Origin of the sequence: Microvirga sp., from assembly GCF_014699075.1 — a bacterium.
Classification (GTDB): domain Bacteria; phylum Pseudomonadota; class Alphaproteobacteria; order Rhizobiales; family Beijerinckiaceae; genus Microvirga.
In genome coordinates, this window is sequence record NZ_JACXAB010000008.1 from 194,741 (window position 1) to 206,161 (window position 11,421).

At 60.8% G+C, this 11,421-nt stretch carries 7 protein-coding genes; 4 read left to right on the plus strand and 3 right to left on the minus strand.

Features of this window, described 5'->3' with window-relative positions; all coding sequences use genetic code 11:
• Positions 1–22: 22 nt before the first annotated feature.
• The 3 genes from fdhD to IC232_RS15075 form a co-directional block, all read right to left on the minus strand.
• Positions 23–838: a formate dehydrogenase accessory sulfurtransferase FdhD gene (fdhD, locus tag IC232_RS15065; protein WP_190845793.1), complete on the minus strand. Its 816-nt coding sequence runs from the start codon at positions 836–838 to the stop codon at positions 23–25.
• Positions 835–3,147 (minus strand): FdhF/YdeP family oxidoreductase, encoded by a 2,313-nt coding sequence (locus IC232_RS15070; protein WP_190845794.1) that lies wholly within the window; start codon positions 3,145–3,147, stop codon positions 835–837. The genes fdhD and IC232_RS15070 overlap by 4 nt, the downstream gene beginning before the upstream one ends.
• A 103-nt stretch (positions 3,148–3,250) precedes the next feature.
• Positions 3,251–4,333, minus strand: a complete 1,083-nt coding sequence (locus IC232_RS15075) for a D-TA family PLP-dependent enzyme (protein ID WP_190845795.1) — start codon at positions 4,331–4,333, stop codon at positions 3,251–3,253.
• A 258-nt stretch (positions 4,334–4,591) separates the two neighbouring features.
• Between IC232_RS15075 and IC232_RS15080 the strand changes: the two genes are divergently transcribed.
• The 4 genes from IC232_RS15080 to IC232_RS15095 all read left to right on the plus strand — a co-directional run bounded on the left by IC232_RS15080 (position 4,592) and on the right by IC232_RS15095 (position 11,240).
• Positions 4,592–5,911, plus strand: a complete 1,320-nt coding sequence (locus IC232_RS15080; protein WP_210335369.1) for a dienelactone hydrolase — start codon at positions 4,592–4,594, stop codon at positions 5,909–5,911.
• 239 nt (positions 5,912–6,150) lie between these two features.
• On the plus strand, positions 6,151–7,938 hold the full coding sequence (locus IC232_RS15085; protein ID WP_190845796.1) for a FlgO family outer membrane protein: 1,788 nt from the start codon (positions 6,151–6,153) through the stop codon (positions 7,936–7,938).
• Between the two features lie 33 nt (positions 7,939–7,971).
• The gene (locus IC232_RS15090) at positions 7,972–9,144 is read left to right on the plus strand and encodes a phosphatase PAP2 family protein (protein WP_190845797.1); all 1,173 of its coding nucleotides are present in this window, start codon (positions 7,972–7,974) and stop codon (positions 9,142–9,144) included.
• A gap of 38 nt (positions 9,145–9,182) precedes the next feature.
• Entirely contained in the window at positions 9,183–11,240 is a 2,058-nt protein-coding gene (locus IC232_RS15095) for a hypothetical protein (protein WP_190845798.1), read from the plus strand.
• The last annotated feature ends 181 nt before the right edge of the window (positions 11,241–11,421 follow it).

Sequence of the window (11,421 nt, forward strand, 5' to 3'; positions counted from 1 at the left end):
ACGGGGTGACATCGCTTCTGGCTTACAACCCTAGACGCTTGATACGTTCGTGATGAGTGAAGACCTCGAAGGAATCTTGGCGCGCCACGGCCACCAGGGTGAGACCACAGCTCTCCGCAACTCTGACCGCCAAGGCTGTGGGGGCGGATATGGCGACGATGATCGGGGCTCCCATGTGGGCTGCCTTCTGCACCATTTCCACCGATACTCGACTGGTCAGGAGCACCATGCTGGCGGAGCAGGGCTCATCTGCCCTTGCGAGGGCTCCAGCCAGCTTATCGAGCGCATTATGCCGCCCAACATCCTCTCGGATCGCGATCAGACCTTGCTCAGGGCGCCAGAGAGCCGCGGCGTGGATCGCTCTTGCTTCTCTGTTGAGCCGCTGCGCCTTGGCTAGATCGGCCATCGCAGTGGCAATGAACCTGGGGGGAACTTGGAGAGCGCCGGCTACTTTAGAGGCTGGCCGCAGCGCTTCCGCCAGGGATTCGACCCCGCACAACCCGCAGCCGACGGGCCCAGCCATGGCACGCCGTCTGGATCGATAAGCGCCACTGGAGGATTCCTGCAGCCACATCCTCACCTCGAAACCAAGATCGTGCTCGACGATCTCCATGGAGGCTAGCTCGCTCGGCTCGGCAATGATCCCTTCCGAAAGGCTGAAGCCGAGGGCGAAGTCCTCGAGATCGGCCGGGCTTGCCATCATCACCGCGTGGGTCGAGCCGTTATAGGTGAGCGCTACCGGCGTTTCCTCCGGCAGCACGCGATCCCCGGCAGCAAAAACTCCTTCGGCCACGCTCGTCTGCGGCAGGCGGATGACCGGTTCCAAGTGAAGGCTCATTCCGCCGCCTCCGGCAGTTGCTTCTGCTGGAGCGCAATCCGGATCGGGATCGATTTCGCCGCCGGCACCTTGCTCTTGTCCGCGTGGTGCCAGACCGGGATCAGGGGATTGCATTCGGGGTAATAGGCCGCGCAGCATCCTTCGGGGATATCATACGATGTGACCCGCAATCCGCTCACCTGACGCACGATACCGTCGTCAACCGCTGTCGTTAGGGTGACCATGTCTCCCTCCTGGAGGCTCAGCCGGGCGATGTCGTTGCGGTTCATGAAGAGCACCATGCGGGTGCCCCTGACACCCCTGAACCGGTCGTAATAGCCATATACCGTGGTGTTGAACTGGTCGTTGGAGCGCACCGTCATGAGCTTGAAGATGTCGCGATCATTGTCCGCGATGCCGAGATCGGCCTGGAGGCTCTGGGGCACGACGAAGTTCGCTTTCCCGGTCTTCGTCTTCCAACGGCGCTCGCGCGCTGCAATCGGCCGATGGAATCCGCCAAGCTTCCACATGCGTTCGTTGAAGGCGCGGAAATCCTCCGGATAGGTTTCCTCGATGGCATCCCGAACACGAGCGTAGTCAGCGACCCAATCATCCCAAGGCACTTTGGGATTGGGCGGGAGAGTTGCTTTGGCAAGTTCCGCCACAATCCGCGGTTCGGACAGCAAATCGGGGCTCGCAGGCTTGGCAATGCCCTTGGAGCCGTGAATGCAGGCCGTCGAGTCCTCAACCGCCACGGCCTGGGGACCCGTCGCCTGTTCATCGATCTCGATACGTCCGAGACATGGAAGGATGTAGGTGACTTCGCCCGGAATAAGGTGATTGCGATTGAGCTTGGTCGAGATCTGCACGGATAGCCGCAAGCGCGCCCAGGCCTCCTCCAGGGCTGCCGTCTCCGGCGCCGCGCGCACGAAATTCCCGCCGAGCGCGACGAAAGCCTTCACCTCGTCCTTGATGATGCCCTCGCAGGCCTCCACTGTGGTCATGCCTTTCCAGCGTGGCGGCTCGAAGCCGTACTGCTCCTTGAGCTTGTCGAGTGGCACGAGTTCGGGCTTCTCCGCAATGCCGACCGTGCGCTGCCCCTGAACGTTGGAGTGGCCACGCACCGGGCAGATGCCGGCACCCGGTTTGCCGATGTTCCCGCGCAGGAGCAGCAGGTTGACCAGCATCTGCACGTTCTCGACGCCTGCCTTGTGCTGGGTGAGACCCATCCCGTAAATGCCAATAACAGCGTTTGCGCGGGCATAAGCCGTTGCAGCAGCTTCCAGCGTCGAACGGGAAAGACCCGAGCGGCGCTCCAACTCGGGCCACTGTGCCTGCCGGGCAGCCTGCGCGAACTCTTCGAAGCCATGAGTGTGCTCGGCGATGAAGGCATGATCGAGCACCGGCTTGCCTCCGGTGGTCCGGGCCTTGTCGTCAACCTCGATCAGGATCTTGGCCATTCCCATGAGTGCCGCGATGTCACCGCCAATCTTCACCTGATGATATTGCGACGAGATCCGGGTTTCTGACCCGGTCAGCATCTCGGTCGGCGCCTGCGGATTGGTGAAGCGCTCTAGGCCGCGCTCCTTCAAGGGATTGAAGGTGATGATGGGCACGCCGCGCTTGGAGGCCTCTTGGAGCGGATGCAGCATGCGTGGGCTGTTGGTGCCGACATTCTGGCCGAAGAACAGGATGCAGTCCGTCAGCTCGAAATCATCGAGGATCACCGTACCGACAGGCACGCCGATGCTCTCGGGAAGCGCCACCGACGTGCTCTCATGGCACATGTTGGAGGAATCCGGTAGGTTGTTGGTGCCGTAGAGCCGGGCGAAGAGCGCCCACATATAAGACGTTTCAAGCGAAGCACGGCCTGACGCATAAAACACCACCTGACGCGGATCGAAGCCTTTCAGCTCCTGGCCGATCGCCTGGAAGGCTTTGTCCCAGCTGACGGAGACATAAGTATCGGAAGCACTGTCATACCGCATGGGGTGAGTGAGGCGGCCAGCTTCTTCGAGATCGTGGTCCGACCACGTCCGCAACTCGGAAAGGGTGTGCTTGCCGAAGAATTCGGGCGTCACCCGCTTCGTGGTGAGTTCCCAGGCGGTCGCCTTGGCGCCGTTCTCGCAATATTCGAAGGGGTGCGGGTCGGCCGGCTTGGCCCAGGCGCAGCTGACGCAAGCATAACCATCAGGCTTGTTCTGTTTGAGCAGAATGGCGTTGCCGCTGACCAGGCGCCCCTCCTTGGCCAGGATGCTTTCGACAGAGCGGACGGAGCCCCACCCGCCTGCAGGACCTGGATAAGGCTTGATCTTGGGCTCATCGCTCATCTTGGGCAGCCTCCCGCTTGCCGCCGTTGATCCGCGGCGTTCGACCTAACCTATGTAAATGATCGGGAGGCGGGCCCGTTCAAGTGGGCTCGGGCATCCCTGGTCAGGTCAGACGTCCACGGGCTGCAACGGGCAGTTCACCGACGATCTCGTTCCCGCGAACCGTCACCAGCCGATCCACCATGTTGACCACGACACACACATGATTGGGAACGACCCGGACGACGTCGCCGACATTGGGACGATCATTGCAGCCGGACAAATCTAGGAAGCCATGCTCTTCCGCAAAGCGGGCAATTTTGGCCTGCGGATGCTCAAGGATGAGGCCATGACCCTCCAGCCCGCCGGTGTCGCTCGTCAGGGTTTTGGATCCGGAGTCGAGGATGCCCCGCTCCGGTGACGCCCGGCTCACAACAGTGGCAAAGACGGTCAGCGCACAATCCTGCAGTTGCGCGACGCCTGCTGCCAGCATCATTCGATCATTGAAAACCGACGTTCCGGCCCGATGCTCCGTCACACCTTTGATCTTGCCCAGGTTCAAGAGGTTGGGTGTCCCGCCCGATGACACGATCTGCGGCTCAAGGCCCAGGTTACGGATCCCGGCCATGGCTGCATCCAGGAAACCCTGAGTCTCGTCCATGGCGTTCTCCGGCGGGTACAGCATGAACCCGGCGAAGGACAGGCCCGGACGCGATGCGATGTCCTTCGCCAGGGCCACGGCCTCTGCGACCGTCTCAACCCCTGCCCGCTTGCGCCCGGTGTCGCACTCCACCACCACGCCCAAGTCTCGCCCGGCAATGGCAGCAGCTTCCGGCAGGCCCGCCACCACGGTAGGGTTGTCAGCCGCGACGGTCACCTTCACCTGGGACAGGAGCTCGCCGAGCCGGCTGAGCTTCTCTTCTCCCAGGATGTTGTAGGCAATCAGGATGTCGTCGCACCCGGCTTCAGCCATGACTTCCGCTTCGCCGATCTTCTGGCAGGTGATGCCGCGAGCGCCGGCTTCCCGCTGCATGGATGCAATGACAGGGCTCTTGTGGGTCTTGATATGAGGCCGGTTGGCCACCCCGGCGGCATCGCACATTGCTTGAACCCTAGCGATGTTGCGCTCGACGACGTCCAGGTCGACAACCACCGCAGGCGTTCCGAACTCACGCGCAACCCTGGCCTTGAGATCTTCGATGCTCATGATTCAACATTCCCGAGATTTGCTGGGACCATAGGCTACTGCACTGCCATTGTCTGCCTTGCTTAAAGATGGAACCATGATTCAGCTCGAGACATCCTTTTGATCGTGAACTGTCTTGCTTTCGACTGCAGCCCCCACTTGAGAAGTCTTCACAGTGTCATAGGGTCATGCATGATCAGCGTTCCGGAAGCGACCTGCCGGTTTGGCGCTCACTAAATCTCTAATCATCCAGGAGGAAACCTCGTGAGAAGTGCAGCCTTGGCGACCTTGATTCTGTTTGCCATCCCTTCCCCCTCATCCGCACAGGACATGACGCACTACAATCGCATTGACCTGATCCGCCCCGATGCGCCGGCCCTCGCCCAGCATGGCGAGCATGCCATTGGCGTCCGCACGATTGAGGTGATCAACAAGAATCAGATCGACGTGCTGAAGGCAGCAGCCGGCCAGGAGCCCCCACGCTATGACCGAAAGCTCACGCTGGAGGTCTGGTATCCGGCGGAGACGAGCGGCAAGCAGTCCGGCACCTATCCCGGAGTGTTCCTGCGTGACGGCAAGACCCAGGTGATGCTTCATGGAAAGGCGGTGCGCAACGCTCAGCCCAAGCGGGCTTCTGGCAGCCCTTACCCGCTGGTGATCATCAGCCACGGCTATCCGGGCAATCGCTTCCTGCTCAGCCACCTGGCAGAGAACCTTGCCACCAAAGGCTATGCGGTGGCATCCATCGACCATGCGGATTCCACCTACAACGACCAAGGCAAGTTCGGGTCGACCCTGATCAACCGGCCTCTCGACCAGCTGTTCGTGCTCAACGCGGTCGATCAGCTGGCGAAGGAGAATGGTCATTTCCTGAACGGGCTGGTGGACACCTCCCGTACTGGCCTCATCGGCTATTCGATGGGCGGGTACGGTGCTGTGATCACTGCCGGGGCCGGGGTGACCAAGGAAGCCGTGGCCTACGACTCGGGCGTGCCGGCCAGCATGCTGTCCGTGCACTCGGCCGGATCCGAGACCCACAAGAAGCTGCGGGACGAACGGATCAAAGCGGTGGTCGCCATCGCGCCCTGGGGCATGCAGCGCGGCTTCTGGAACCAGGACGGGCTCACCGGGATCACCACGCCAATCCTTTATGTGGCCGGCAGTAAGGATGACGTGTCAGGCTATGAAAAGGGCGTCCGTGCGCTCTACACCGGCACCGTCAACGCCGACCGCTATATGCTGACCTTTGAGAACGCCAATCACAACGCCGCTGCTCCCATCCCGGCTCCAATCGAAAGCTGGCAGACAGCGGAGGGTGGAAGCTCGGCGCCCTTCAACCATTATGCCGATCCGGTATGGGACACGGTGCGCATGAACAACATCACGCAGCATTTCGTCTCCGCTTTTCTGGGCCGCTACGTGAAGGCCGACGCGGAACTCAGCACCTATATGGACGTGCCAGTGGAGCGTGCGAGTGAAGGTGTGTTCGCGGCCAACAAGGACGGCTCGTTCAAGCCGGAGCATACCTACTGGAAAGGCTTTGCGGCCCGAACTGCCGCAGGCCTGATCCTGGAGCGCGGTAAACGAAGCGCCAACTGATCATTGCTTATGATGAAACGGCCCGGCAGACGCCGGGCCTTTTCTGTTGGCAGAGCCTCATGGTCAAACGGATCGCCAAGAACTCTTCAGTCGGGTTCTGAAGGCAGGTTGGGTACTCACTCCTAGACGGTCAAACCGCCCCTGAATGCGTTAGGATTAAGCAAAGAAGACTTCTCAACATCGTCTGTCGTCCAGCTGAGCCACTCCGTGGACATGAACAATGTTGCGAGCTTTTTTCAATGCAGATTGGCCAGCAATCCGGAGATCCCTTCCCTGCCGCCGTACGGGCGAAGCGAGCAGTTCTGATCCTCGACGTGGTCGAATCCGTCCGTCTCGTCGAGCAGGATGAGGCGGAGTTCATCTCCCATTGGCTGACCTTCGTCGAGCACGTTCGGAGCCGCATCCTTCCTGATCACAATGGCCACTTCACGAAAGGCCTTGGTGATGGGATGCTCTTGGACTTCGACGACGTCCGATCCGCCGTTGCGGCCGCCTTCTCGATCCAGCAGGAACGCGATCGGCAGAACCAGGCGCTTCCCCCAGCCCAGCAGATCATGCTCAGGATGGGCATCGAGATCAGCGACGTGATCATCGATCAGGCTGATCTCTACGGGCGTGGCGTCAGCCGGGCGGCTCGAATCCTCACCCTTGCAGGCCCTGGCGAAATCGTCATCTCGGCCAATGTGCGCGACCAGCTTACGGCCGATCTCGATGCGGCCATTGAGGATCTCGGTGAGTGCTATCTCAAGCACATGCCGCAGCCCGTAAGAGCTTACCGTGTCGGGCCGCCCGGACCGCGACCCGTGATCGAGACCGGGTATGTTCTGGAAAGCTTGCTTCCGACCCTGGCGGTCGTCCCCTTCACAACACGCGATCCCGAGGACGAGCATCATGTCTTGGGGGAGGTTCTTGCCGAGGAGTTGATTCAGGATCTCTCGCGCTCTCCTGAGCTGCACGTCATATCGCGCCTGTCGACAACCGTGTTTCGCGGCAGGGATGCGTCCCTGAATCAGGTCAGTGCAAGCCTCAATGCAAATTATGTGCTGTCCGGCTTTTACCGGATCCAGAACCGGCAAGTTATGGTGGAGGCTGAACTCGCCGAAGCAAAGTCAGGACAGGTTGCTTGGTCCGAGCGTTACAGGGGGCAGCTGAGCGGCATCATCTCTGGCAAACGGGACCTGATCGACGAGATTGCCGCCAATGTAAATGCTGCGATCATGATAAGCGAGTTGCAGCGGGCTCAGTCGCAGGCGTTGCCGACCTTGAAAAGCTACACCCTGCTGCTGGCGGCCGTGGCCCTGATGCACCGCCTGTCGCCATATGACTTCAGTGAGTCACGCAGGCTGCTCGAGGCTTTGATCGAGCGGGCTCCGCGTCAGGCTATACCCCGCGCCTGGCTTGCCAAGTGGCATGTCCTGCGGGTTCAGCCGGGTTGGTCGGACGATCCGCATCAGGATGCGCAACTCGCCCTGCGCTGTACGAAGCAGGCCCTGGATGCCGATCCGCAATGTTCCTTGGCACTTGCCATCGACGGCTTCGTCCATACGAACCTTCTGAAGAAGCTCGACATAGCCATGAATCGCTATGATCTGGCCCTCCTGAACAATCCCAACGACTCCCTCGCTTGGCTGCTCAAGGGTCCGCTTAATGCCTTCAAAGACGAGGGGCAGCAGGCCGTCAGCTGCACGCAGCGAGCGCGGAAGCTGTCGCCTCTCGACCCTCACCGCTATTTCTACGATTCACTCGCGGCGACCGATCACCTCGCCGCCCATCAATTCGATCGCGCCCTGAAGCTCGCGCAGCGCTCCCTCAAGTCCAATTGCACCCACACCTCAGCCCTACGTGCTATGGCAATCGCACAGTGGGAGCTCGGCCACCCTGATGATGCCCGCCGCACGGTGGAGAGGCTCATGCAATTAGAGCCGCATCTCACCATCCGCAGTTGGCGGGAGCGATCGCCGAGTGCTGGATACAAGATTGGGGAGGACTGGGCGTCCGTGCTGCACCAAGCAGGAGTGCCTGAATAGCGGCGGGCTTAGACAACGAAGGAGTGCACCAACGTGAGCTACTTGTCAGCAGGAATTGGCCCCCTCGGCGGGGCTGGTGGCGTAGGTGGTGTAGGCGGCGTCGGAGGCGTGGGTGGCGTGGGTGGCATCGGAGGCGTGGGCGGTGCCAGTTACGATTCACCACTCATAAGTGACGCCCTGATCCGCAGCCGTGACGGAGTTGTTAGGCATTGGCGCTCACCCGCGGCTGTTCCTGGCCCGCTCGACTTGGAAGATACGGAAAATCTTGATCGCTGGTCTTCCTGGGTCCGTGCTGCGGTCTTCGACGCGGAGATAGTCTCGCGCCTCGGTTTCACACTCGAAGATGCCACGGTGAATCCACGCCATATGGCAGTCTGGCATCTTGAGGTTCCTGCGCCTGCCGGAAGCGATGCACCAGCGCCGGTCTATAAGCCGCTCATTCTGATGGCCCGTCCGACGGAGGCCATTCTCAAAGCGCAGCTCACCTTCGTGAACCACTATGCCGAACTACGTCCGGATCGACAGGGCGAGATTCTAGCGCAGATCGGCGGCGGCATGGCGTTTCTGAGCTCTATCGCTCAACTCCATGCGGACCGGACACCCTACACATTGGAGCTTCCGGCCGCCGTCCTGCGGATGGCGTTGTTCGTGCACCTACGCGTGAAGCAGGGTCTCGCGTGTAGACGGCCGCTTGAATACTCCCCACAAATTCAGCCGATGATCGTCACACCGGCCCATGCAGCGCTGCCGAGCGGGCATGCGACAGAGGCGTTCGCGGTAGCTCTTGTGCTGTGGCAACTGATGAAAACCTCCGGAACGCCCGGATACGACAGCTCCGATTGGCGCACCCAGCTTCTTCGTCTTGCAGCACGGATTGCCATCAACCGGACCGTCGCAGGCGTGCATTTTCCCGTCGACAGTGCCGCCGGGGCGGTTCTCGGCCTGACGCTCGGCCAATACTTCGTCAACCGCTGCTCCGGCGCAGCTGGATACAGGGCATGGCGCTTCGAAGGCGACAAGTATCCTGAAGACGGCGACTTCATCTGGCACGATCTTTATGACGTGACGAATGAGACGCTCACATCAATGCCGGGCGCGACAGGCTACTCCGTGGAAAACGCGGCAAACGATCAGGTCATCGACCCACAGCACCAATCCTACGTTCTCGCCTGGCTTTGGGACAAGGCGAAGGCGGAATGGGAGTGAGTACACATCCTTTTATAGTTTGAAAGCAGGAGCGCCCCATGGCCTGGAAGCGCGTTCAACCGAGGATCGACCCCATTCCCCGGTCTGTTGTCGATCCATATTCCTACTGGGCCCTGGGTCCAGGTTTGCAGGATTTCCGGCTGCCATCGGTCGCAGAACAGAGCGTTCCGGTCCTCCTGCGCCGCAAAGCAGCGTCATGGGACGAAGAGTCATGGGCGCTCTGGCGAGACGCTGTTGAAGACCCTGACATGCCGGAGCAGCCGCCTCGTGACGCGGAACCCTTCGACGTCCGGTTTCTACCCCTCACAAAGACGCTTAGGCTGATCGAGCACTGGAAATTCCGCCGCTTCTTCCAAACCTTGGAGCGCTTCACCCTGGGTCCGCCCCTACCCTCCTCATCGGTTGCCCTGTCAGGCTCGAAAGGAACTCGTCCGCTTCATTCCGCGTCACAGACGATTACATCAGGCACCGTCATCATCGGAATCATCGACGACGGTATTCCCTTTGCCCACGAACGCTTTCGCAAGCCTGACGGCTCGACCCGGGTCGAGTCTGTATGGGTGCAGCATGGCGCCGCCGTCAACGTACCGATCGGTTTCGACAACGGGTTCGAGATCCCCAAAACGGAAATCGACAACCTGCTTGCAACCTGCCGAAAGGGGAACTTCATCGATGAAGATGAGATCTACCGTCGCGCCGGTGTCGCCGATTTTGCGCTCGAGGGTCGCAAGAGCCAAGCATGGCGCGCCTCTCATGGCGCCCACGTGATGGACCTCGCCTGTGGGTGGGATCCGGATGAGGCGCCGGACTGGCGGATCATCTGCGTTCAACTGCCAACTGCAACAACGGCCAACTCGTCCGGAGCCAGTCTGGCGCCTTATGCTGTCAAAGGTTTGGAGTACATCCGCAACATGGCCCAAGCGATTGCGGGACCCGGCCAAAGCCTGCCGATTGTGGTGAACTTCAGCTACGGGCTGCTCGCCGGTCCCCATGATGGCACCCACGCGATCGAACTGGCCTTCGACGATATCCTGCGCGAGCTCAACACCACGCATGGCAACAAGCCGATGCGGGTCGTCATTCCCTCCGGCAACAGCCATCTGGCCCGTGCTCATCCGACTGTTTCGTTCCAAGCCGCGGGCGATGAGACGGTCTTACCCTTGAGGCTGCTCCCTGACGATCTCACGCCGAGTTTCGTCGAGATCTGGCTTCCTCCTGCCGCGGCGAAAGGCAACCGGGTTGAGCTGACCATTGCAACACCACAGGGTGACGTCAGCCCGCCGCTGCAGGAGAACGACAGCTTTATTCTCCAGTACGAACTTGCTGACAATGTGCTCTGCGAGGCACGATACCATTTCTTCTCTGCATCTTCGGCACGCGGGATGTTCCTGATCTCGATGCAACCGACCATGCGGATCGAGTCGGAGAACTCTCCTGTGCCCACCGATCCAGTTGCTCCAGCAGGATTGTGGAACCTCACTTTGAAAAACCAGGGACTATCGCCGCAGGAAGCCATCGAAGGCTGGGTTCAACGGGACGATGCTCCTGTCGGCTATCGACGCCAGGGACGACAAGCCTATTTCGATGTTCCCAGCTACGAGATTTATGGCCATGACGGCAGACCTCTCGAAGAGGATGATCCGGCATCCCCCGTGAAGCGCGCGGGCTCGATCAATGCGATCGCGACCGGCAAGAACACCATCGTCATTGGAGGTCTGCTGCGCAAGGAACTCCGGCCGCCTGTTTATTCCGCAGGCGGGCCAATCACGAAGCCGGCTGGCGCTACCTCGCTCCATCGCTGCGGGCCCGACGCATTGACTGTGAGCGATGACTCCATCGTTCAATCCGGCGTTCTGGCAGCCGGAACACGCAGCGGCTCCGTCGTTGCCATGAACGGCACGAGCGTCGCCGCGCCGCTCATCACCCGATGGATCGCCGGTGAACTCGCAGCCGGGCGCCGCGGGAACAGGAGAGCCGTCTGGAAGCTGGCCTATGATAAGGAAACTGCGCTTCCTCCTCCTGAGCCCTCCCTAGGGAGAGGTGGGGCGGGACGGGCGCCGCTCCCGCGAGTGCGCCCATCCAAGATTCAAAGATAAAGAATATATCGGCTCTCGTTGCTGAATGCTCAGCGGCAGTAAGCGAAATGAAACTGTGCGGCAGGATCCGAGGTCAGGCCCGGTGTTCTAGATGTTTGATCCCGGGGTTTGATGGTGCATTCTTATCGCCGGAATGGAGGGATGCACGATGGGCCAGGTTCTCGATTGCGAGCGCCACAAC